Origin of the sequence: Mitsuaria sp. BK041 (genome assembly GCF_014193085.1) — a bacterium.
Classification (GTDB): domain Bacteria; phylum Pseudomonadota; class Gammaproteobacteria; order Burkholderiales; family Burkholderiaceae_C; genus Roseateles.
Window position 1 is genome coordinate 1276195 of the sequence record NZ_JACHYT010000001.1, and the last position, 21924, is coordinate 1298118.

Genomic DNA, 21924 nt, shown 5'->3' on the forward strand with positions numbered 1-21924 from the left:
CCTCAGGTCGCGTTCAGCAGGACCATCAGCGCTCCGGCCCCGCCGTCGCTGGCGCGGGCCTGCACGAAGGCCAGCACTTCCTGCTTCTGCACCAGCCAGCGCCGCACCCGCGCCTTGAGCACGGGCTCGCGCCCGGGCGAGCCGTTGCCCTTGCCATGCACGACGCGCACGCAGCGCAGGCCGCGCCGGGCGCTGTCGTGGATGAACTGGCCCAGGGCCTCGCGGGCCTGGTCGCGCCGCAGGCCATGCAGGTCGATCTGCGCCTGCAGCGCCCAGTGGCCCCGTCTGAGCTTGCGCACCGACTCGGCCGAGATCTCCGGCCGGCGGAAGGACAGCGTCTCGTCGGTCTCCAGCAGCGAGTCCACGTCGAAGTCGTCCGACAGCGCCTGTTGCCAGGCTCTCTGCTCGTCGAGTTCGCGCTGGCGCGGCTCGGGCTCGGGCCGGCCGTGGCGCAGGATCGCGCGGTTCGGATCCGGCAGCGGCACGACCGGGCCGACGGTGAGCTCGAAGACGCGGGCCTCCTGCTCGCGCAGCCGCGCCAGCGCGGCCTCGCGCTCGCGGCGTTCCTCTTCCGCGCGTTGGCGGAGCTTCAGTTCTCGGTGCAGCGTCTGCAGGTCTTGCAGGCTGCGCAGTCGGTCGGTCACAGCAGGCCCAGGTCGGTCATCGAAGCGGGCTGGCCCGCGCCGACGATGAAGTGGTCCAGCACCTTCACGTCGACCAGGGCCAGCGACTCGATCATCGCGCGCGTCAGCTGGACGTCCTGCGGCGATGGATCGGTGCGGCCCGAGGGGTGGTTGTGCACGAGGACGACGGCGGCGGCGTCCAGGGTCAGCGCGCGCTTCACCACCTCCCGGGGATAGGCAATGGTATGGGAAAGGGTGCCGTGGAACAGCGTCTCCAGGGCGATCAGCCGATGCTGGGTGTCGAGGAACATCACGGCGAAGCACTCGGCGCGGCGGGCGTCGTACTCGAGCCGCAGGTAGTCGCGCACCGCCTGGGCGGACTCGAAGACCGGCCCGTCGGCCAGCGCGTCGCGGAACGCGCGTCGGGCGATCTCCAGCACCGCCAGCAGCGTGGCGCGCTTGGCCGGCCCGAGCCCCTTGATGCCGGCCAGCGCGGCGGCGGGTTCGCGCAGCAGCCCGCGGAAGCCGCCGCACTCGTCCAGCACGTCGCACGACAGGCGCAGGACGGACCGGCCCGGCAGGCCGGTGCGCAGCAGGATGGCGAGCAGCTCGGCGTCGGCCAGGGCGGACGGCCCCAGGGCGACGAGCTTCTCCCGGGGGCGCGTCTCGGGCGGCAGGGCGGCGATGGCGGAGCCCGCGCGACCGGCGGCAGAGGCGGCGCCGGCGGCACCGGTGGACAGGGAGGAAGACACGGCGAGAACGGTCATGGCGGGACTCGGAGGAAGGACCACGGCGCTCCAGCCTAAAATCGCGCCTCGTTTCCCAAAATCCCCCTGACTAGTGAACCTCGTTCAACCAGGATCCTTCCTGACCCTGCATTACCGGCTGAGCGGGCCGGACGGCCAGGACCTGATCAACACTTTCGCCGACAAGCTGCCGGCCACGCTGACGCTGGGCGCCGGCGAGCTCGCGCCCGCGATCGAGGCCCGGCTGATCGGCCTGGCCGAGGGCACGCACACCCGCGTCGAACTGGCGCCCGGCGAGGCCTTCGGCGAGCGCAACCCGGAGCTGCTGCAGCGCGTCAAGCGCAGCCTGATGCGCGAACTGGGCGATCCGGACGAGCAGTACCACGTCGGGGACGTCGTGCAGTTCCCGACGCCGGACGGGCAGGGGCAGTACGCCGGCGTCGTGCGCGAGCTCGGCGAGGACTGGCTGTTGTTCGACTTCAACCACCCGTTGGCGGGACAGCCCGTCAGCTTCGAGGTGCAGCTGATCGGGGTGCTGTGATGACGGGCGTGACCATGGACAAGGACATCGTGCTGGCGGAGCCTCGCGGCTTCTGCGCCGGCGTGGACCGCGCGATCGAGATCGTCGAGCGCGCGCTGAAGAAGTTCGGCGCGCCGATCTACGTGCGGCACGAGATCGTGCACAACACCTATGTCGTCAACGACCTCAAGGCCAAGGGCGCGATCTTCATCGAGGACCTGGCCGAGGTGCCTCCGGGCGCGACGCTGGTGTTCTCGGCGCACGGCGTCAGCCAGGCGGTGCGCAAGGAGGCCCAGCAGCGCGGCTTCCAGGTCTTCGACGCCACCTGCCCGCTGGTGACCAAGGTCCATGTTGAGGTGGCCAAGCTGCATCGCGAGGGCTACGAGTTCATCATGATCGGCCACAAGGGCCACCCCGAGGTCGAGGGCACGATGGGCCAGCTCAGCGACGGGATCTACCTGGTCGAGGAGGCGTCGGACGTGCCGCACGTGCGGGTCAAGGACCCGTCGAAGCTGGCGGTGGTGACGCAGACGACGCTGAGCGTGGACGACGCGGCCGAGATCCTCGCCGCCGTGAAGCGGCATTTCCCGCAGGTCCGCGAGCCGAAGAAGCAGGACATCTGCTACGCCACGCAGAACCGCCAGGACGCGGTGAAGGTACTGGCGCCGCAGGTGGACGTGGTGGTCGTGGTGGGCAGCCCCACCAGCTCCAACAGCAACCGCCTGCGCGAACTGGCCGAGCGTCTGGGCACGCCGGCCTACATGGTCGACGCCGCCGAGGACGTGCGGGGCGAGTGGCTCGACGGCCGCTCCAAGGTCGGACTGACGGCGGGCGCCTCGGCGCCGGACGTGCTGGTCCAGGCCGTGATCGCGCGGCTGCGCGAACTGGGCGCGACGACGGTGCGCACGCTGCCGGGCGTCGAGGAACACGTGCGCTTCCCGCTGCCGATGGGGCTGGGCGACAAGTCGATGGCCGAGGTCACCAGCGATCGATCTTGATCGCCGCGGCCGGTCCCCGCGCGGGGCCGCCGCCTGACTCTCCGCTGACCTTCCTGAACCGACTCCCCCATTCGAGCGCCGGTGCTCCCCCATAGGACCGCCACTGGCGCAGGACACGAAAGACACACCATGCTGGACATCACCCTGCTGCGCAAGGACCTGGACGCCGTCATCGAGCGCCTGCAGTTGCGCAAGAACCCGCAACCCTTCCTGGACGTCGAGCGCTTCAAGGCGCTGGAGGCCGAGCGCAAGCAGGTGCAGACCCGCACCGAGGAGCTGCAGGCCCGGCGCAACCAGCTGTCCAAGCAGGTCGGCATGCTGAAGGGCAAGGGCGAGGACGCCAGCGCCGTGATGGCCGAGGTGGGCGGCATCGCCGACGAGCTCAAGGCGGGCGCGGACAAGCTGGAGCTGATCCAGCAGGAACTGAACGGCATGCTGATGGGCGTGCCCAACCTGCCGCATGCCAGCGTGCCGGCCGGCGCGGACGAGACCGGCAACGTCGAGGTGCGCCGCTGGGGCACGCCGCGGAGCTTCGATTTCCCGGTCAAGGACCACGTCGACCTCGGCGCGCCGCTGGGCCTGGACTTCGAGACCGGCGCGAAGCTGTCGGGATCGCGCTTCGCGTTCCTGAAGGGGCCGGCGGCCCGGCTGCACCGAGCGCTGGCGCAGTTCATGCTGGACGTGCAGACGACCGAGCACGGCTACACCGAGTGCTACACGCCCTACATCGTCAACCGCGAGATCCTGGAGGGCACCGGCCAGCTGCCCAAGTTCAAGGAGGACATGTTCTGGGTGCTGCGCGGCGGCGACGACGAACAGCAGGAGCAGTACCTGATCTCGACCTCGGAGATCTCGCTGACCAACACCGTGCGCGAAAGCGTGCTGAAGGCCGAGGACCTGCCGGTGAAGCTGACGGCGCACAGCCCGTGCTTCCGCTCGGAAGCGGGTTCGGCCGGTCGCGACACGCGTGGCCTGATCCGCCAGCACCAGTTCGACAAGGTCGAGATGGTGCGCATCGAGCAGCCCGAGCGCAGCATGGACGCGCTCGAGGAGATGACCGGCCACGCCGAGGCGGTGCTGCGCAAGCTCGGCCTGCCGTACCGCACCGTGCTGCTGTGCGCCGGCGACATGGGCTTCGGCTCGACCAAGACCTATGACCTGGAGGTGTGGGTGCCGGCGCAGAACACCTATCGCGAGATCAGCTCCTGCTCGAACATGGGCGACTTCCAGGCCCGCCGCATGCAGGCGCGCTTCAAGAACGCGCAGGGCAAGAACGAGCTGGTCCACACCCTGAACGGCTCGGGCCTGGCGGTGGGACGGACGCTGGTGGCGGTGCTGGAGAACTACCAGCAGGCCGACGGCAGCGTTGCCGTGCCGGAGGCGCTGCAGCCCTACCTGGGCGGGCTGACGGTCCTGAAGGGCTGAGGCAGCGCGGAGCGCGGCGGCGTTCGCACAATCTCCAAAGACTTGTTGCCAAGGCTTGGAAAACCTCGCTATACTCTTAGGCTTACTCGCTGACAACCACGGTGAGCACCGAATCAGGAGAGGTGGCAGAGTGGTTGAATGTACCTGACTCGAAATCAGGCGTACGGTAACCCCGTACCGGGGGTTCGAATCCCCCCCTCTCCGCCAGGATGCTTGTGAATCAAGCAGTTAGAAAACCCGCCTTGAGCGGGTTTTCTTTTTGGTCGGGCGAAATCCTGAAAACTCCGGGGCCAGTTTGTCGGAGCGCCGGCGCGAGGGATTGAATCACTCGATCATCATGCGCGCGCTGGCGTTCAACGCAAATGCAGCGAGCCCAGCGTCATCGGCCGGCTGGCGGCGAGGCGGGGCGCCTCGGCCAGCATGTTGAGGTCGGTGAGGAAGCGCTCGAACTCGCGCCCCTTGTCGTAGAAGGCGTTCGCCCCGTTCTGCACGCACAGCGGAGCGTAGATCTCCGCCTCGCGGTTGCTGAGGACCAGGATGGTCCCGCCGAAACCGGCCATTCGGAGCTTGCGCAACACCTCCAGCCCCGATCCCGAAGCCAGTGACAGGTCCAGCACGACCACGTGCGGCCGCGTCAGGCCGACCGTGCACAGCGCTTCCGCTTCCGTCGCGGCGATGCCGACCACGGACAGGAAGGGCTGCTCCTTCAGCGCCGCCAGCAGGTGCTTGCGCACCAGCGGCGAGTCTTCGACGAGAACGACTTTCATGGTGTTGTCAATTTTGCGCTTTTGAAATTGACAAAAACATGTGGAAAACCGAGGGGGCGCGGGAGCACGTGACTTTCTCGAGTTCTCGGCTCCCATTCAAGGGGGCGGTGGCAGACTCCGCGACGGTCCTCTTCCAGGAGCATTGCCGTGAGCCTTTCCCCTGAGACCTTCGACGCGATCGTCATCGGCGCCGGCCAGGCCGGCCCCGCGCTGGCCGAGCGGATGTCGCAAGCCGGCTGGCGGGTCGCCGTCATCGAGCGCTCGCGCGTCGGCGGCACCTGCGTGAACACCGGCTGCATCCCGACCAAGGCGATGGTCGCCAGCGCGCATGCCGCCTGGGTCGTGCGCGAGGCCGCGCGCTGGGGCGTGCGCCCGCCGGAGCGCTTCGGCGTGGACCTGCCCGCGGTGATCGCGCGCAAGGACCGCATCTCCGGCCAGTCGCGCCGCAATGTCGAGCAGTGGCTGCGCGGCATGGCGAACGTGGAACTGGTCATGGGCCACGCGCGCTTCGTCGATCCCCACACGATCACCGTCGGCGAGCGCCGGCTGAGGGCCGACCGCTTTTTCCTCAATGTCGGCGGCCGGCCGGCGCAGCCCGGCGTCGAGGGCCTGGACGCGGTGCCCTGGCTCACCAACGCGTCGATCATGGCGCTCGAGGAACTGCCTCGGCATCTGGTGGTCGTCGGCGGCAGCTACATCGGGCTGGAGTTCGCGCAGATGTTCCGGCGCTTCGGTTCGGCGGTCACCGTCGTGCAGCGGGGGCCACGATTGGTCCCGCGCGAGGACGCCGACGTGGCCGAGGCGCTGCGCGGGATCCTGGAGCGGGAAGGGCTGACGATCCGCACCGGCGCCGAATGCGTGAAGCTCGCGCCGGCCGACGAGGGCGTCGCCGTGCGGGTGAACTGCCAGACCGGCGAGCCGGAGGTCCGCGGCAGCCACGTGCTGATCGCGACGGGTCGCCGGCCCAACACCGACGACCTCGGCCTGGACCAGGCCGGCGTGCGCATGGACGAGCGCGGTCATGTCGTCGTCGACGACCGGCTGCGCAGCAGCGTGCCGCACATCTGGGCGCTCGGGGACTGCAACGGCCGCGGCGCCTTCACCCACACCGCCTGGAATGACTTCGAGGTGGCTGCGGCCAACCTCTTCGACGGGGCCGAGCGCGGCATCGGCGATCGGGTCGTGACCTATGCGCTGTACACCGACCCACCCCTCGCGCGCATCGGCCTGAGCGAGCGCGAGGTGCGCACGAGCGGTCGTGCGGCGTTGATCGGCACGCGGCCGATGACGCGGGTGGGCCGGGCGATCGAGAAGGGTGAGACCGAAGGTTTCATCAAGCTGCTGGTCGACGCAGGTTCGAAGGCGATCCTCGGCGCGACGGTGCTCGGCGTCGATGGCGACGAGGCGGTGCAGTCGCTGCTCGATGTCATCGCGTCGAAGCGGCCGTACACCGAGGTGACGGCCGGCGGCGTGCGCATCCATCCCACCGTCAGCGAGCTGCTGCCGACGGTGCTGCAGTCGCTGAAGCCCCTGCCGCCGGCGACTGACTGAGCCGGGCCGAGCGCGCCGCGCTCGCGGGTATGGGGTTTGCCAATCGGGGGAACACCGCGACTGGCGGTTGTGAAAGGCCGCCGATGAACCGTCCCGCCGCTCGCCGTCCCGGCACGATCCCCGCGCTGCCCGCCGCTCCCTTGGCGGCGTCGGCCGGCGCAGGGGCGACGTCGCTCGCGGTGCATGTGGTCGAGGTCGTCGGCGCCGTGCCGCCGGACGAGGCGAACGAGGACGCCCCCTCGGGCCTGGCCTCCGCCGCCGACCGGCTCGGCGCGACCGAACTGGTGGAGCGCCTGCTCGAGCGCCTGGGTCCGGACGATGGCCTGCGCTTCACCGTCGTGTGTCCCGCCGACGGTACGTTCGCGGAACGGATGCGCAGCCGGGGCGCCGAGGTCGTGATCGTCGCGATGCCCGACGACCCGCCCTGGCACGCGATCCAGGTGCTGGTGGGATTGATCCGGAATCGGCAGGCGGACGTGCTGCACGCGCATTTGCCGAACGCTCACCGGCTGGCCGGTCTGGCGGGCGGCATCACGCGCACGCCGGTGCTCAGCTCGGTGCAGGGGTCCCAGCTGGACATGCCCGACCTCGAAGTGCACCGGCTGATCGCGAGCCAGCTCAGCGTTGTCAGCGAGGCCAGCTATTTCCATGCGCTGGGGCTGGGCATCGCGCAGGAGCGCATCAGCCTCGAGCCCTTCGACGCGCAGGCGGACGAGGACGCGATGGCTGCCAGCCTCGACGCGCTGGGCGAGCGCCTGCGCGGCGTCGCGGCGCAGGCGGCGGTTGCCGGGTCCCGCGGCGCGGCGCAGGCGCGCGCGCTCACGCAGCCGCTGACGCCCGAGCCGGTGCCCGCGACGACGGCGGGCGCGCCGGCGGTGCGGGCGGTGCTCGATGAACTCGTGCCGGGCAGGACGCGGACGGTGGTGCGCGACCGGTGACCCGGCCGCGCCGATGCGCGCGGGCATCGGGATTGCCGGTCAATGCTTGCAAGGACGGCCCGTTGATCCGCGATGCGACGCGGGTTCGCGACCGTTCCCGGCAAGACCTCGACCCTCAGCTTCCAAGGAGATCCACCATGAACTCACGTTCCAAGATCACCACCGTGGCGATGGCGATCGCGCTGGCGTCCGGCGTCGGCTTCCTGCATGCACAGAGCGGCGGCCAGGGCGGCAGCTCGGGCTCGGTCGGCGCCCGCGACCAGACCCAGGATCCGCTGTCCAACAACAATGACCAGAACAAGGCGCCGCCCGCGACCCCCGCGGCCAACCCGAGCACCGGTCAGCCTGCGACGACCAACGACTGGCGCAACAGCCAGCCGGCCACCGGCAGCGACTACAACGGCAACAACACGACGACCGACCAGCGGCAGGACCCGAGCGTGAGAACGCCGACGCAGCCGATGAACCAGGACAGCACGTCGACCATGGGCAGCGACACGTCGACCAATGACATGTCGACGAACCGCTCCGACAGCAACCTGCCGGCGCGCGCTGACCGCAACTGATTCCGCTGTCATCACCCGCCCCACAGGCGACCCACGGGTCGCCTTTTTCCTTGCTGCAAATGCGGCGGGCGAGGCGCCGCCGACCGACCCGCCGCCGGCCGCTTCAGCGGGTCCTGCGCGCGAGCCACACGCCGATCGCGACCAGCGCCATGCCCGCCATCGCCGGCCCGCTCAGCGTCTCGCCGAACAGGGCCCAGGCGATCAGCGCGGTGGTCGGCGGCGTCAGGTAGAAGAGGCTCGCGACGTTGACCGCGCTGCCGCGGCGGATCAGCAGGTTCAGCAGGCTGACCGCGCCCAGCGACAGCACCACCACCAGCCAGCCCAGCGCGAAGATGAACTGGCCGGTCCAGCGCACCTGCATCGTCTCGGTCGCGACCGCGATCGCGGCGGTCACCAGCAGGCTGGGCACGAACTGGATGATCGAGCCGGTGCGCAGGTCGAAGGAGGGGCAGAACTTCTTCTGGTAGAGCGTGCCGGCGGTGATGCCGACCAGCGCGACCACGGCGGGCAGCAGCATCGTCACCAGCGCGCCGCCCGGGACCGCGGCCACCTTCTGCGCCACGACCAGCCCGACGCCGAGAAACCCCATCGCCAGCCCCAGCCATTGCAGGCGGTCGATGCGCTCGCCGAGGAAGGCGCGCGCGCCCAGCGCGGTCACCAGCGGCTGCAGGCCAACGACCAGTGCGGTGATGCCGGCCGGCAGCCCGTGCGAGATGGCGGTGAAGACGCCGCCCAGGTACACGCCGTGCACCAGCAGGCCAGTCACCGCGATGTGGCCGCAGGCGGCGGCCGAGCGCGGCCACGGCGCGCGCAACAGCAGGACCACCGGCAGCATCAGCACGATCACCGCGGCGTAGCGCCAGGCGAGGAAGGTCAGCGGCTCCGCGTCGGGCAGGCCGAACTTGGCGCCGATGAAGCCGGTGCTCCAGACGGCGACGAAGAGCAGCGGCAGCAGCTCGTTGATCGAATGGGCGCGTGCGGCACCGGACGGGGACGGCGTGGGGGAGGGCGAGGGCGATGCGGAGGGCGGGCTCATGGGCCCCGATGCTAACGAGCCGCGATGGCGGCCGGCGCGTCCCAACCGCCGCCAAACGCCCGGAAGGCGGCGACCGCCGCCCGCGCGTGCGCCGCGTCGAGCTGCGCCAGCTGGTCGCGTGCCCCGAGCAGCAGCCGGTCTTCATCCAGCACCTCGATCAGGCTGGCGGCGCCGCCCTTGTAGGCGTCCTCGGCCGCGTCACGTGCAAGCTGATGGGCGCGGACCTCCTCCGTCAGATCGCCGCGCTGCTGCTCCAGCTCGGCGAGGCTGACGATCGCGTTCTCGACATCCTCGGTGGCGCGCAGCATGCGCAGCCGCACTTGCGCGAGCGCCTCGGCCCGCGCGCCACGGGCCTGCGCGACCTCGGCGTCGACGCGGCCGAAGTCGAACAGCCGCCAGTGCAACCCGAGCAGCGCCTGCGGCTGGAAGGCCGCCGCCGACAACAGCCCGCCGTTCAGGCTCGAAGCGCCGAGCACGCCACCGAGCGTCAGGCGCGGGTAGTACTCGGCCGTTGCGACGCCGATGCGCGCCTGGCTCGCGTCGAGCTGACGCTCCGCGGCGATGACATCGGGGCGGCGGCGCATCAGCGCCGCAGGAGTGAGGTCCGCGGGCAGCGACGGCACGCGGTAGGTGGATGAACGCGTGGCGGCAGGCGCAGCGGCGCGCGGCGCCTCGGGCGTGTCCGCGATCAGCTTCGCCGCGTAGGTGCCGGCCTGCTCGCCCATCAACACGTCCAGGCGATGCAGCTGCTGCGACAGCTCGGTGCGCAGCGGTGGCAGCGTGCCGCGCGCCTGCAGCTGCAGCGCCTGGGCTTGCGCGACTTCGCGCTGCGCCGCCAGGCCGCCGTTGAAGCGGTCCTCGATCAGCCGCAGCAACTGGGACTGGTTGCGCAGATGCGCCTCGGCGACGGCGATTCGGGCCTGCGCGCCGCGCACGCGGAAGTAGGCATCGGCCGCTTCGGCCGCGACGGTCACGCGTGCGCCCATGCGCGCGGCCTCGGCGGCCTGCCATTCGGCGATCGCGGCCGTCTCGCCCTGGCGCAGGTCGCCGGCCAGATCCGCTTCCCAACTCGCGCCGATGCCGAGCGTCTGCAGCGTCTGCTCGCGCTCGTAGCCGGGAAAGCCGCGCGCGAGCTTGCCTTCAGGGCTCTTCAGCGATTGGCGCTGATGCAGCAGCTGGCCTTGCAGCACGCCTTGCGGCAGGCGATTCGCGCCGGCGCCTTGTGCCGCGGCGCGCGCCTGCTCGGCGCGGGCCAGCGCGATGGCGAGGTCCAGGTTCTGGTCGAGCGCGCGCCGGACGATGGCGCTCAATGCGGGATCGTCGAAGCCTTGCCACCAGGCGGCCAGCGCCGCAGGCGAGTCGCCGGTCTGGCGTTGCGAGATCAGCGCCTGGCCGGCGAACTGCTCATCGAGCGCGCGCGGGCGGCCGGCCGGATCGGTCATCGGCGCGCAAGCGGCGAGCGCCGCGGCGAGCACGGCACTCACCGTCAGATTCAGCGTGGCAGGGCGCCTGGGCAGGCGGGCAGCGGAGGAAAGCGGGAGCGTCATGGCGGAACTCCAGGAAGTGCGGCGCGAAGGAGGGGCGGGCGCGAAACCTCAATGGGCATCGGCGGAAGGGGCGGATGGCGGCGTGATCTTGCGCAGCAGCGGCACGAACAGCAGCGCCGCCACGAAGCAGACCATCACGAGCAGGAAGGCGTCGGAGAAGGTCATCGTCAGCGCCTCGCGGTAGGTCAGCGACCAGAGCTGGCGCAGCGCCGCGGTGGCCGCATCGCCCGAAGGCAGCAAGGACAGCGGCGCGCCGGCGGACGCGAGGAAGCCGCTCATCGCCTCGTTGCCGTCATGCAGGCGCTCGGCCAGGCGCTGGAAGTGCAGGTTGGTGCGATCGTTGAGCACCGTCGCGCAGGCCGCGATGCCGATGGCGCCGCCCAGGTTGCGCATCAGGTTGAACAGTCCCGAGGCCAGCTTGAGCCGCGCCGGCGGCAGCGCGCCGAGCGCCAGCGTCACCACCGGCGGCACGCTGAGCTGCTGGGCCATGCCACGCAGCGCCTGCGGCAGCAGCAGCTGATGCGCGCCCCAGTCGTGCGTGATCGGCATGAACTCCCACATCGAGAGCGCGAACAGCGCGAGCCCCGCGAAGAGGATCCAGCGCAGGTCGAAGCGGCTGGCGAGGAAGGCGTAGAGCGGGATGCTCATCACCTGGAACACGCCGGTGGAGAACACGGCCAGGCCGATGTCCAGCGCGCCATAGCCGCGCACGCGGCCGAGGAACAGCGGCGTGAGGTAGATGGTGGCGAAGATGCCGATGCCGGTGATGAATGAGAACAGGCTGCCGAGCGCGAAGTTGCGGTCCTTGAGCGCGCGCAGGTCCACGATGGGCCGCGCGGCGGTCAGGCTGCGCCCGATGAAGGCGAGGCCGCTCAGTGCGGCGGTCCAGGCGGTGACGGCGATGGTCGTGTCGCCGAACCAGTTCCAGCGCGGGCCTTCCTCGAGCGTGTACTCGAGGCAGCCCAGGAACACCGCGAGCAGCGCCATCGACAGGTAGTCGGCGCCCTTGAGCAGCGAGAGGTCGGGCTTGTCCACGCGCACCATCAGCGGCACGACGACGGTGACGACGAGGCCGGGCAGCAGGTTGATGTAGAAGAGCCACTGCCACGACAGCATGTCGGTGATCCAGCCGCCGACCACGGGCCCCAGCGTCGGCGCGAGCGAGGCGATGGCGCCGATGGTGGCCGCGGCGATGACGCGCTGCTTCCCGTCGAAGTACATGAAGGCGGTGGTGAAGACCATCGGGATCATGGAGCCGCCGAGAAAGCCCTGCAGCGCGCGGAACGCGATCATGCTCTGGATGTTCCATGCCAGGCCGCACAGCAGGCTGGTCAGCGTGAAGCCCAGCGCGGAGGCGGCGAACAGCCAGCGCGTGGACATCACGCTGGCGAGCCAGCCCGACAGCGGGATGACGATGATCTCGGCGATCAGGTAGCTGGTCTGGACCCAGGTGGTGTCGTCGGCGCCGGCGGAGAGGCCGCCGCCGATGTCGCGCAGCGAGGCCGAGACGATCTGGATGTCCAGCAGCGCGATGAACATGCCGATGCACATCGTCGCGAAGGCGATCACCTTGTCGCGCGTGCTCAGCTGGGCGAGGGGAATGACGTCGTTGGACCAGAAGGCGGGACGCGCGCGCGGCGGCATCGATGCCGGCGCCGGCGCCGGCGGCGACGCGGAAGCAGTGAGCGCGGTGCTCATGGCAGGCTCGCGGTCTTGGCGGACGGGGCGGTGCTGTCTGCGGCGGTGTCGACCTCGACCACGACGGACAGTCCGGGGCGCAGCCGGCCGAGGCGGTCATCCGCGGCGTCGAGCTGGATGCGCACCGGCACGCGCTGGACGATCTTGGTGAAGTTGCCGGTGGCGTTCTCGGCCGGCAGCACGCTGAACTGCGCGCCCGTCGCGGGCGCCAGGCTGCCGAGCCGTCCGTGCATCACGACGCCGGGCCAGGCGTCGGCGCGGATGCGCACGGGCTGTCCGGCCTGCATGCGGGCGAGCTGGTCTTCCTTGAAGTTGGCATCGACCCAGAGGCCCTGCGCGGGGACGACCGACATCAGCGGCGTGCCGACGCCGACATAGGTGCCCAGCCGCGCCTTGCGGTTGCCGATGTAGCCATCGCGCGGCGCGCGCAGTTCCGTGTAGCCGACGTTCAGGCGCGCGAGTTCGCGTTCGGCGCGGGCCTGGTCGAGCGCGGCCTGCGCCTGGCGCTTCTGCGTCGCGATGACGTCGAGCTGGCGCTCGGCGGCGAGTTGCTCGGCACGGGCGCGGGCGGAGCCGGCCTGCGCGGTCTTGAAGGCGGCCTCGGCGCGCTGGCTGCTTTCGACCGAGACAGCCGAGCGCCGCACCAGATCCTGATAGCGCGCGAAGTCGTCGCGGGCACGCTGCTCCTCGGCGGAGGCCGCGGCGATGCCGGCGGTCGCCTTGGCGATCACCGCCTGCTGCAGCGCGGCGGCCGCGGCCAGGTTGGCGATGGCGGCCTCCTGCGCTTCGACGGCGCCGGCCGCGCGCTGCAGCGCGGCGTCGTAGTCGCGCGCGTCGATGCGGGCCAGCAGCTCGCCGGCGCGCACGAACTGGTTGTCCGTGACCGGCAGCTCGGCGATGTAGCCGCCGACCTTCGCGCCGACCACGGTGACGTCGCCGCCGACGTAGGCGTCGTCGGTCTCCTCATGGAAGCGGCCTGTGGTCCACCAGTGGGCGCCATAGGCGCCGGCCGCGAGCACGGCGGCGGTCAGCGCGGCCCACGACAGCGCGGTGCGGCCGAACGGCCTGCGCGAGCCAGCGGAGGACGCGGGAGGAAGAGAAGGAGCGGGAGGCGCGGGAGGAACGGGTGCCGGGGAAGCGGCCGTGGCGGTGGCGTTGGGGGAAGAGGCGGTCATGCGGAGCTCCGGCATCGAGGGCCCGCCGGGGCGGCGGGTGATGGAGCGGACTATAGGAATGTCACTTTCATGATGGAAGTGACTGGCGGTGGAATGCACTGTTCCGGATTCGTCAACTGACTTCCATGATGGAAGTCAGTGAGAATGGCGGGGCAACCCAAGGAGACCGCCGATGCGCCGCACGAGTTTCGAGGAGATGGCCTGCCCGGTGGCACGTACGGCCGACATGCTGGGTGACAGCTGGAGCGTGCTGATCCTGCGCGAAGTGTTTTATGGGCATCACCGCTTCGACGAGTTCGTGACCGAGCTCGGCATTGCGTCCAATACGCTGACGCGGCGGCTGGCGGAGCTGGTGGATCGGGGGCTGCTGGAGAAGCGGCCCTACAGCGAGAAGCCGCCGCGCTTCGAGTACGTGCTGACGCCCAAGGGCCGCGATTTCCGGCCGGTGATGCTGACGATGCTGAACTGGGGCAACCGGCACGCGGCGCTGAAGGGCAAGCCGATGCGGCTCATCGACACGGAGACCGGCGAGCCGGTGGAGCTGCAGCTGATCGATGCCCGCACGGGCAAGGCGATCGGGCCGCAGCACAAGGTGGAGCGGCGCTCGGCCGCGCCGCGGCGCATCGAGCTGTTCGACTTCGATGGGGAAGTGAAGGACGAGGCGGGCGTGTAGCCCGGACGGCGGGATGCGCGTTCCTGGCGGGCGCCCTCAGCGCTGCACCAGCGCGAGCTTGACGCCCAGTCCCACGAAGGCGGCCGCGAAGCCGCGCCGCATCCAGCGCAGCACCGGCGGGCGGGACAGCACGCGGTCGCGCATCGCGGCGGCGAAGACGCCATAGACCGCGAACACGCCGAAGGTCATCGCCATGAAGACGAGGGACAGCTCGAGCATCAAGGGCGTCGGGCGGGGCTCGTCGTGGGCGATGAACTGCGGCAGGAAGGCGACGAAGAAGATCGACAGCTTGGGATTGAGCAGGTTCACCAGCACCGCGTGGGCGACGATCTCGTGCGCGGAGCGAGGCGGTCCGGCGGCATCGATGGCGAGCGCGCCGCGCTCGCGCAGCGACACCCAGGCCATGTAGAGCAGGTAGGCGACGCCGGCGTACTTCACGAGGTCGAACGCGAGCGCGCTCGCATGCAGCAGCGCGGCCAGGCCGGTGATCGCGGCCAGCATGTGCGGCACGATGCCGAGGGTGCAGCCGAAGGCGGCCGCGAGCGCGGCCCGTCCGCCGCTGGACAGGCCGGCGGCGAGCGTCACCAGCGCGCCGGTGCCGGGCGAGGCCACGACGATCAGCGAGGTGACCAGGAACTCGGGATTGGAGAGCGAGGAGAAGGGCACGGCGGACCTCGATGCGATGGCTGCGGAGAGGTCATGGTCGGGCCGCGAGGGGCGGCGCGTCTTGGACGAAATTGCAGGGCCGGGCGGCTCAGCGCAGCGCGGCCGCGTAGACGCCGGGCGGGATGCCGAAGCAGCGGACGAAGTGGCGCGTGAGGTGGCTCTGATCGCAGAAGCCGCTGGCGGCGGCGGCCTCGGCCAGCGGGGTGCCCAGGCCGATGAGCCGGCGCGCGCGCTGCAGGCGGCGCTGGACGAGGTAGGCATGCGGCGGCAGGCCGGTCGCGCGGGTGAAGGCGCGCAGGAACTGGAAACGGCTCAGGCCGGCCTCGCGGGCGAGGTCGGCCAGGCTCGCCGGGGAGGCGAGCTCGTCATCGAGGCGGGTGCGGGCGGCGGCGATGCCGGAAGGGAGCGCGGTCGACGCTGGCGCGCGGGGATGGAGCAGGCTCTGGAGCAGCAGCACGAGCGCGGAGTCGGCGCGCAGCGTGTCGGTCGCGGCGGCGGGCTCCGAGGTCGTTGCGAGGAAGAGCGCCTCAAAGCGGGTGGCGATGCGGGCGTCGTGGAGGGCGGGGTGGTGGAACTCGACGTCGCGTGTGGGCGCGTCCTCGGCGATGTCGGCCAGGAGGGCCATCACCAGTTCCGGCGAGAGATAGAGCATGCGCCAGGCGCGCCCGTGGTCGCCGATGGGCAGGCCATCGTGGACCTCGCCCGGGTTGACGGTGATGAGGTCGCCCGGGCCGGCTTCGACGATGCCGCGGCCGCTGGCGGACTTCTGCGCGCCGCGATCGATCAGGCCGATGCCGAACTCGTCATGGATGTGGCGGGAGAAGGCGCGCGCGGTGTCGGCGCGAACGATGTCGACGCCAGGGATCGGGCAGGGGAGGCGGGTGAAGGCGCCGCCGCGCGGGGCGGAGTCAGTGGCCATCGAGGAGTTCCAGCGTGCGCGGGTCGGGCTGGCCATCGTAGAAGCGGTCGAGGGCTTCGACGAAGATGGCGTCGTTGTCGGAGGCGCGCGCGAAGAGCGTCAGCGAGGAGCGGAGCTTCAACGCGTCGACCTGACCGAGGATCTGCTCGGCGGATCGGGTGCGGTGGGAGTTCATCAGCGTCACGCATTCGCGAAGACGCGGGCCGAGGACCGGGTGGGCCAGAAAAGCGGCGGCTTCGTCGAGGGATTCGATGCCGTAGAACTGGGCCGTGCTGCTGAGACCCAGGCCGCGGAGCTGCGGGAAGAAGTACCACATCCAGTGGCTGACCTTGCGACCGCGCTTGAGCTCGTCGAGGACGTCGGCGAGTTGAGGAGACTGGGCGGCGAGGAAGCGGTCGAGGTCGAAAGGCGCAGGCATGAGGGGGTGCGGTAGCGCGGAGCGGTCACCGTCGACGCTGATCATTCGCCGGGAAGCAGCTTCTCCAAGGGGAATCCGATTTCTTCCTCGTTCTGCTTGTATTCCTTCTTGAGGAATTCAAAGAACTGCGTGAGGTAGACGTAGTGTTCCTCGTGATCCGAACGGTCTCGGATCGTCTCGCTGCGAAGCAGTCCTTCCTGGTACAGCACCGCGTCGCGCACCGCAGTCACAAGCAGGGCCGCGTACGGATTTGGGATTGTGATCATGCGGCTTCCTTGATGGCATTCACAGCGAGTTGATTCAAGAGCATCTTGAACTGCTCCAGGGGCATGTCATGCGCGGGAGCGATGGTGTAGTGGGTGGCGCCCAGGCGCGGGTTGAAATTGTCTTTCACGATCGCCAACCCGTTGGGCAGCACAGTGCCGGCAGAAATTCGATAGTACGACCAGTCCTTTCCAGAGGGCACTCCGGCCTTGTCGAAGGTGCTGATGCCTCGGGGACTCCTCGCCACGGTGACCCACTTGCTGCCACCGCGGTTCACGATGTCGATGTCCGGCGGACGAAGGCGTCCAGCCGAGTAGACGACCACCTCTTCAATGAGGTCGAACAGACCGCCACCCTTTTTGGCGTGAAGGCCTCGCCAAAGATTCACCGGCACCTTGCCGTCGAAGTAGTTGTGGTCCTCCCCTAAGGAACGAAGCACATCCTTCAAGGTGGTAACGCTCATCTGTTGCTCCCAGCACGGTTGAAGGAACAGTGTGGGCGGGATGGCGTGGCTCCCGAAGTGACCTAAGTCCTTCGCGTGGCGAAGCCTGGGGGGCGTTTGAAGGGGTGTCTATTTCGGTGATGCGACGCTCGCGAGCAACTCATGGCATCGCCGTTGCACGTCGTCCGATGGCAGAGAGTCGAGCAGCTGGGCTTCCGTGCTCGCCGCGTGGGTGAGTGACGGAGGTTGCGGACCGCTCATCCCCTTTTTTCTGGCGGAAACTGCACCCTGCTCAAGCGCAGCGGCGTTGATTGCGCGCCATTTGGAATAGGCGTCACGCAAAGGCGCGGCCATGTCGGGGAAGTGGGCAGAGCAAACCGGGGCCTTCGCTTCGAAGTGCACGGCTTGAATGTGAAGCTCGAGGGCTTGGTGGTCCGTGAACGGCATGGCACCGAGGCTTGTCACCAGAGTGGAGGGCCAGGCCCGGATCCCGCAGGAATACTGGGGAAAAGGAAAGAAGGTTGACGAGCCTTACCCTCGGCACTGGTCACAACGGTTAGGGCTGCTTGGTTCCCCACCTGACCCGGTTGGCCGCGCTTCCATGCGAGGAGGCCCGTCAGCGGCGGATTCTAGCCGAGCTTTCCGGGCCCTCCGGCCGCGCGCTCCCCCGGCGTGCATCTCCGCACGCCACGCGTGCGAACACCGCCACCCCTGGGTCGACGTGCCCTGCGGGCCTGTGGTTAAATCCGCCCCGGACCTCGCGGGACGCGCTCCCGCCCAGGCCATCGCCGATTTACCAACTACTTGCGGGCGATTCACAAATGCGGCTAAAGCGTTGCGGCTCCGATTGCCCCCGGGCCGGCAAACGCCGGTGACCACTGTGGGCTCTCGGAGTTTTTTCATGTCCGCTCGTCTGGCTCAGTTCGATTCGCTGCTGACCCGCCGCCGTGCCGCTCACGGCGCCACCGCGCCCACCCGGCCGCTGCGCACGCTGCGCGACCCGTGGGGCGAGCCGGTCGCCGAGTTCTCCCGCTTCCCCTCCGACCTCGAGCTGCTCAAGGCCGCCCATCGCCTGCAAGGCGACGACTGGATCGGCCCGCTCGCCGACGACGCCCACGCCCAGCGCCTGAACGCCGCCTGGCGCCTCGCGCTGCTGCGCGCCGATCGCCACGGCCAGGCCCGCGTGTCGCGTGAGGTCGGCCCGCAATGGATCAGCGCCCCTCACGCCGCGCGCCCCGGCGAGCCTCCCGCCGAGTTGCGCCGCGCGCTCCAGGCCGCGGCCGTCCGTCAGCTCTGGCAGTCGGGCTGGAAGCTGGTCGGCTGATCCGCCGCGCAAGCGGAGCGCTCGCCACGCCGTCACGCCGACGGAAGCCGCTCCGCCAGCCAAGCCTCGGTCGCGTAAGGGAAGGCGATCGTCGGCGCTCTCAGTTCGGCGAAGCGATCCCGCAGCGCCCGCAGCCGCTGCGCGACCGCGTGCTGCTCGGTCTCCGGCAGCGACGCGATGAAGCTCACCGACAGGATCCGATCGATCACGACCTGATCGAAAGTCCCCACGTGGCTGTGCGGCAGCACCGTCCGCTGCAGCGGCCCGAACAGCGACTGCCCCTCGAAAGGCTGCTTCCACGTCCCCTTGTAGAAGCGCGGCGCATCGCCCTCATAGGGGGTGATGATCTCGGTGATCGCGGCGACCCAGTCGCGGGACTCATCCCTCACGTTCCACACCAGCCCCAACCGCCCACCCGGCCGCAGCACGCGATGCATCTCGCGCAGCGCCTGCGCGTTCGCGAACCAGTGGAAGGCCTGTGCGCAGACGACCACGTCCGCCGCGCCATCCTCCAGCGGGATCGCCTCCGCCGTGCCGCCGAGCGCCCGCACGTCAGGCAGGCTTTCCGCGAGCCGCGCCCGCATCGCGTCGACCGGCTCGACCGCCGTGACCGCCGCCCCCGTGCGCGCCAGCAGCTTCGTGAACTTGCCGGTCCCCGCGCCGAGATCGACGACGCGCGCGCCCTCGCGGGCGCCCAGCGTCGCGTCCAGCCATTCGGCGAGCGCTTCCGGATACTCCGGGCGGCCACGCTGGTAGCTGTCCGAGGCGCTGGTGTAGCCGCGCTGCGCGGCGTCGTGGATGGGGCGGGTGGAGGTCATTTGCCCATGCTACGCCCGGCATGGCTCGTGGACGTCAAGGGCCTGTGGGCGCCGCGTGCGCGCGCTGGCTCAGAGCCCGAGCAAGACCTGGCGCGTCATCGACACCGCCATGACGTAGCCGAGCGCGACCAGCGCCAGCAGATAACCGACCACGCGGAACTCTCCGCGCCCGATGCCCCAGTGCCCGAGCGCGAAGTACGCGCCGAGCGCGATGAACTTCGCCGTCATCCAGGGCTCGTAGCGCGGGTCGTGGTGCATCGCGCCCCACAGGCTCAGCCCGGACACCACGATCAGCACATGGCTGCTGAACACGAGCGTGCGCAGCCGCTCGTCCATCACCCACGCCGCGCCGAATTGATGCGCCAGCCCACGTACCAGGAACAGTCCGACGCTGCACCACGCGAGCAGCGCATGCATCTCGACCATCGGGCCATAGAACCAGTCCATGAGCGCGGAGCTTCGTCACCCGGGCGGGGGATGTCAATCCGGGGAACGCGGGGCAGGGCCCAAGAGGCCAGGCGGCTTCCCTCGAAGGTGGGCCCGCTTCAACCCCCCGCCAGGAACCACTTTGAGTCATGGCAGGACGCGCCGCGATTTCGAGAATGGGCGCCTTCCATCGACGTGGGTCGGTGAGTCGAAAGGTCGTGAAGATGGTTGATCAAGTGGAATGCAAGCCGAGCGGTGTGCTGGCCGCGTCGGGCAGGGAGGCGGAGTGGCCACACTACCGCTGGGTGAGGGTCGACAGCAAGGCCCAGCCGCCCTACAAGTTTCATCCGTGCCTCAATCCCTGCGCGCCGTCCGAATGGCCCTACGACTTGCAGGCGCTGCGCGGCACGGAGGATTGGAGCGACATCATCGAATGGTTCTTGTCGAGGCATCCCGCCGTACCCCGCGAAGACGTACGGCACTTCGAAGAGGAGCTGATTCGGTGTTCACGAGGCCGTCAGATCAGCGTGGAGATCAGGCGGGATCCAGAGCTGGCCACACTGGATCTGCTGTTCACGCTCTGGGGTTTCGCGGAGGACGAGTTCTGCTTCGAGTCCGTTGAGATCAAGACCATGAGCAGGGTTTGGTTTGCCGTCCCCACGTTGCGCTCGCTGATGGGAACCGTCGGACTCGATGCAAAGCGTGGCGCCTTTGAGGATCGGCGGGACATGTGGAAGAGGTGACGCATGCATCGATTCGATCCGGACGAGTTTTTGGAGGTGGCGGAGCACCTGGTCTCTCGGCAAAGCGAGGGCAGCATGCGAAGCGCGGCTTCACGGGCGTACTACGGCGTGTTCATCCTGGCGCGTGAGTTGGCCGTCATTGGCGACAAGGGGAGCGAAGTGCATCTGCGCACCCAGCACCATTACGAACAAGCCGGTGAAAGGCTGATCGCGGAGGGTCTTGAATACCTGAGGCGACGCCGAAACGTCGCGGACTATTTGACTGAGCGGATCTTCTCTCAGCAGGACTCGCGCGATGTGTTGAAGCGCTCAAGGCACGTGCGTGCCGCCCTGAGGATCTTTGCCGGGCGGCGAAAGTACGCTCACGCAGTGGGAGGCTGAATGCCGAGATTCATTCGGCGAGAAGGTAGGAGCGAAAAAAAGGGCGCCTCAGCGCCCTTCATTGCCTCAAGACCTGGCCTCGCTCAGCGCAGCTGCAGGTCGTCGTCGCCGAAGCGGATGTCCAGCGGCTCGATCAGCAACTGCTTGTCGCCGTCCTCGACGCGACCGGCGTCCCACGCCTCGATGCCGCAGGACTTGGCGATCTCCACCACCTTCGCCGCCTGGTCCGCCTTCACGAAGATCGCGAAACCCGCGCCCATGTTCAGCGTCGAATAGGCCTCGCGGTCGTCCTGCTGCGCGTGCTCCTGCATGAACTTCAGCACCGGCGTCACCGGCGGCACCGTGTGGATGCGGTAAGTGAACTTGCCGGGGTGGCGTAGCAGCTTGCGCCAGCCGTGGCCCGTGATGTTCGCGCAGTAGTGCGGCGTGATGCCGGCCTTGTACAACGCCTCGGTCACCGGCGAGTACAGCGTGGTCGGCGCCAGCAGCGCGTCGCCGTAGCTCAGGCCCGGCTGGACTTCCGTCAGGTAGCCCTGGGGCAGACGCTCGGTCAGCTTGCGCGCCAGGCTCAGGCCGTTGGCGTGGATGCCCGACGAGGCGAGCAACACGATCGCGTCGCCCGCGCCCAGCTTGTCGCCCACCGACAGCCTTTCTTTCGGGTTGATCAGTCCGGTGCAGGACGCCGCCAGGTCGATGCGGCCGCCCTCGACGATGCCCGCCAGCGCCGGCGTCTCGCCGCCGCCCCAGGCCACCTGGCAGACGTCGCAGGCCTTCTTCCAGCCCGCCACCAGCGCCTGCGCCCGCTGCCCGTCGCCGAACCAGTCCGAGCCGCCCGCGGCCCAGTAGGCCTGCACCACCAGCGGCGTCGCGCCCACCGTGATCAGGTCGTTCACCGCCATCGCGATCGTGTCCTGCGCGATGCCGTCGTAGTAGCTCTTGCCGGTGAGCGTCGCCATCTCATCCGCGACCAGGGTCTTCGTGCCCAGGCATTCGACGATCGAGGCGATGTAGAACGGCCCCACGTCCACGACATACGCCGACTCGCCCCGCGAGGCCTTCACCTCGGTGAATCCGTGCGCGCTCATGTGGACGGCCGTGGCCGCCGCGGCGCGCTGGGCGCTGATCTTCAGCGGATCGATCAGGTCGTAATTGACGCCGGCCTGTTCGTAGCTCAGCGTGCCGGAGGAAGGATCGTGCGGGGCGTGGGTGCTCATGGCGGCGGATTATCCGTCAGCGCCGCGCGGGCCTCCTGACAAACCC

Annotated in this window: 26 protein-coding genes, 1 tRNA gene and 1 other RNA gene; 11 read left to right on the forward strand and 17 right to left on the reverse strand. The window is 69.6% G+C overall.

Annotation, left to right across the window (positions count from 1 at the left end; translation table 11 throughout):
- Positions 1-2 precede the first annotated feature (2 nt).
- Both FHT38_RS05550 and radC read right to left on the reverse strand, forming a co-directional pair.
- Complete coding sequence (locus FHT38_RS05550) at positions 3-644, reverse strand: Smr/MutS family protein (RefSeq protein WP_183478593.1); 642 nt, start codon at positions 642-644, stop codon at positions 3-5.
- A complete protein-coding gene (radC, locus tag FHT38_RS05555) occupies positions 641-1309 on the reverse strand; it encodes a DNA repair protein RadC (RefSeq protein ID WP_404935723.1) in 669 nt (222 codons plus the stop codon). The genes FHT38_RS05550 and radC overlap by 4 nt, the downstream gene beginning before the upstream one ends.
- Positions 1310-1463: 154 nt before the next feature.
- Here radC and FHT38_RS05560 point away from each other — a divergent pair, with 154 nt between their 5' ends.
- The 4 genes from FHT38_RS05560 to FHT38_RS05575 all read left to right on the forward strand — a co-directional run bounded on the left by FHT38_RS05560 (position 1464) and on the right by FHT38_RS05575 (position 4519).
- Positions 1464-1910: a peptidylprolyl isomerase gene (locus FHT38_RS05560; protein ID WP_091723279.1), complete on the forward strand. Its 447-nt coding sequence runs from the start codon at positions 1464-1466 to the stop codon at positions 1908-1910.
- Positions 1910-2887 carry a 4-hydroxy-3-methylbut-2-enyl diphosphate reductase gene (gene ispH, locus FHT38_RS05565; protein ID WP_255488607.1) on the forward strand — a complete coding sequence of 326 codons (978 nt, stop codon included), beginning with the start codon at positions 1910-1912 and terminating at the stop codon, positions 2885-2887. The genes FHT38_RS05560 and ispH overlap by 1 nt, the downstream gene beginning before the upstream one ends.
- Before the next feature lie 129 nt (positions 2888-3016).
- Positions 3017-4312: a serine--tRNA ligase gene (gene serS, locus FHT38_RS05570; protein ID WP_183490542.1), complete on the forward strand. Its 1296-nt coding sequence runs from the start codon at positions 3017-3019 to the stop codon at positions 4310-4312.
- A gap of 116 nt (positions 4313-4428) precedes the next feature.
- Positions 4429-4519 (forward strand) — tRNA-Ser (locus FHT38_RS05575).
- A 146-nt stretch (positions 4520-4665) separates the two neighbouring features.
- Here the strand turns inward: FHT38_RS05575 and FHT38_RS05580 are convergent.
- Positions 4666-5079, reverse strand: coding sequence for a response regulator (locus FHT38_RS05580; RefSeq protein ID WP_099861889.1), 414 nt, complete (start codon positions 5077-5079; stop codon positions 4666-4668).
- Between the two features lie 147 nt (positions 5080-5226).
- Between FHT38_RS05580 and FHT38_RS05585 the strand changes: the two genes are divergently transcribed.
- From FHT38_RS05585 to FHT38_RS05595, 3 genes are all read left to right on the forward strand, one after another.
- A complete protein-coding gene (locus FHT38_RS05585) occupies positions 5227-6630 on the forward strand; it encodes an FAD-containing oxidoreductase (RefSeq protein WP_183490545.1) in 1404 nt (467 codons plus the stop codon).
- Between the two features lie 83 nt (positions 6631-6713).
- Positions 6714-7568, forward strand: a complete 855-nt coding sequence (locus FHT38_RS05590) for a glycosyltransferase (protein WP_183490548.1) — start codon at positions 6714-6716, stop codon at positions 7566-7568.
- 137 nt (positions 7569-7705) lie between these two features.
- A complete protein-coding gene (locus FHT38_RS05595; protein WP_183490551.1) occupies positions 7706-8134 on the forward strand; it encodes a hypothetical protein in 429 nt (142 codons plus the stop codon).
- Positions 8135-8237: 103 nt separating this feature from the next.
- On the opposite strand, the gene FHT38_RS05600 is transcribed toward FHT38_RS05595, so the two are convergent.
- Genes FHT38_RS05600 through FHT38_RS05615 form a run of 4 tightly spaced genes read right to left on the reverse strand, consistent with a single transcriptional unit; the run spans position 8238 to position 13590 of the window.
- Positions 8238-9170, reverse strand: a complete 933-nt coding sequence (locus FHT38_RS05600; RefSeq protein ID WP_183490554.1) for a DMT family transporter — start codon at positions 9168-9170, stop codon at positions 8238-8240.
- An 11-nt stretch (positions 9171-9181) separates the two neighbouring features.
- Positions 9182-10717 (reverse strand): efflux transporter outer membrane subunit, encoded by a 1536-nt coding sequence (locus tag FHT38_RS05605; RefSeq protein WP_183490557.1) that lies wholly within the window; start codon positions 10715-10717, stop codon positions 9182-9184.
- Positions 10718-10765: 48 nt separating this feature from the next.
- Positions 10766-12415: a DHA2 family efflux MFS transporter permease subunit gene (locus FHT38_RS05610; RefSeq protein WP_183490560.1), complete on the reverse strand. Its 1650-nt coding sequence runs from the start codon at positions 12413-12415 to the stop codon at positions 10766-10768.
- Entirely contained in the window at positions 12412-13590 is a 1179-nt protein-coding gene (locus FHT38_RS05615) for an HlyD family secretion protein (protein WP_183490563.1), read from the reverse strand. The genes FHT38_RS05610 and FHT38_RS05615 overlap by 4 nt, the downstream gene beginning before the upstream one ends.
- Positions 13591-13762: 172 nt before the next feature.
- On the opposite strand from FHT38_RS05615, the gene FHT38_RS05620 reads away from it, so the two are divergent.
- Positions 13763-14263, forward strand: a complete 501-nt coding sequence (locus tag FHT38_RS05620) for a helix-turn-helix domain-containing protein (RefSeq protein WP_183490566.1) — start codon at positions 13763-13765, stop codon at positions 14261-14263.
- A 36-nt stretch (positions 14264-14299) separates the two neighbouring features.
- On the opposite strand, the gene FHT38_RS05625 is transcribed toward FHT38_RS05620, so the two are convergent.
- The 7 genes from FHT38_RS05625 to ffs form a co-directional block, all read right to left on the reverse strand.
- Complete coding sequence (locus tag FHT38_RS05625; RefSeq protein ID WP_183478608.1) at positions 14300-14929, reverse strand: LysE family translocator; 630 nt, start codon at positions 14927-14929, stop codon at positions 14300-14302.
- An 88-nt stretch (positions 14930-15017) separates the two neighbouring features.
- Positions 15018-15848 (reverse strand): AraC family transcriptional regulator, encoded by an 831-nt coding sequence (locus tag FHT38_RS05630; RefSeq protein ID WP_183490569.1) that lies wholly within the window; start codon positions 15846-15848, stop codon positions 15018-15020.
- Positions 15838-16311, reverse strand: a complete 474-nt coding sequence (locus tag FHT38_RS05635; RefSeq protein ID WP_310737349.1) for a DUF1810 domain-containing protein — start codon at positions 16309-16311, stop codon at positions 15838-15840. Before FHT38_RS05635 ends, FHT38_RS05630 begins: the two co-directional genes overlap by 11 nt.
- Positions 16308-16532 (reverse strand): hypothetical protein, encoded by a 225-nt coding sequence (locus FHT38_RS05640; protein ID WP_217648390.1) that lies wholly within the window; start codon positions 16530-16532, stop codon positions 16308-16310. The genes FHT38_RS05635 and FHT38_RS05640 overlap by 4 nt, the downstream gene beginning before the upstream one ends.
- Positions 16529-16993, reverse strand: a complete 465-nt coding sequence (locus FHT38_RS05645; protein ID WP_091723310.1) for a hypothetical protein — start codon at positions 16991-16993, stop codon at positions 16529-16531. The genes FHT38_RS05640 and FHT38_RS05645 overlap by 4 nt, the downstream gene beginning before the upstream one ends.
- 108 nt (positions 16994-17101) lie before the next feature.
- Positions 17102-17419 (reverse strand): hypothetical protein, encoded by a 318-nt coding sequence (locus FHT38_RS05650; protein WP_183490572.1) that lies wholly within the window; start codon positions 17417-17419, stop codon positions 17102-17104.
- 73 nt (positions 17420-17492) lie between these two features.
- Positions 17493-17590: signal recognition particle sRNA small type (ffs, locus tag FHT38_RS05655), an RNA gene on the reverse strand.
- A gap of 283 nt (positions 17591-17873) precedes the next feature.
- Here ffs and FHT38_RS05660 point away from each other — a divergent pair.
- A complete protein-coding gene (locus FHT38_RS05660) occupies positions 17874-18296 on the forward strand; it encodes a hypothetical protein (RefSeq protein WP_183490575.1) in 423 nt (140 codons plus the stop codon).
- A gap of 32 nt (positions 18297-18328) precedes the next feature.
- On the opposite strand, the gene FHT38_RS05665 is transcribed toward FHT38_RS05660, so the two are convergent.
- Positions 18329-19114, reverse strand: a complete 786-nt coding sequence (locus FHT38_RS05665) for a class I SAM-dependent methyltransferase (protein ID WP_183490577.1) — start codon at positions 19112-19114, stop codon at positions 18329-18331.
- A gap of 69 nt (positions 19115-19183) precedes the next feature.
- On the reverse strand, positions 19184-19561 hold the full coding sequence (locus FHT38_RS05670) for a SirB2 family protein (protein ID WP_091723319.1): 378 nt from the start codon (positions 19559-19561) through the stop codon (positions 19184-19186).
- A 197-nt stretch (positions 19562-19758) separates the two neighbouring features.
- Between FHT38_RS05670 and FHT38_RS05675 the strand changes: the two genes are divergently transcribed.
- Together FHT38_RS05675 and FHT38_RS05680 are read left to right on the forward strand one after the other, a co-directional pair.
- Positions 19759-20283, forward strand: coding sequence for a hypothetical protein (locus tag FHT38_RS05675; RefSeq protein WP_221213980.1), 525 nt, complete (start codon positions 19759-19761; stop codon positions 20281-20283).
- 3 nt (positions 20284-20286) lie between these two features.
- On the forward strand, positions 20287-20664 hold the full coding sequence (locus tag FHT38_RS05680) for a hypothetical protein (RefSeq protein ID WP_183490583.1): 378 nt from the start codon (positions 20287-20289) through the stop codon (positions 20662-20664).
- Positions 20665-20747: 83 nt separating this feature from the next.
- Here the strand turns inward: FHT38_RS05680 and FHT38_RS05685 are convergent, their stop codons facing one another.
- Positions 20748-21878, reverse strand: a complete 1131-nt coding sequence (locus FHT38_RS05685) for an AIR synthase-related protein (protein ID WP_183490586.1) — start codon at positions 21876-21878, stop codon at positions 20748-20750.
- Positions 21879-21924: the final 46 nt, after the last annotated feature.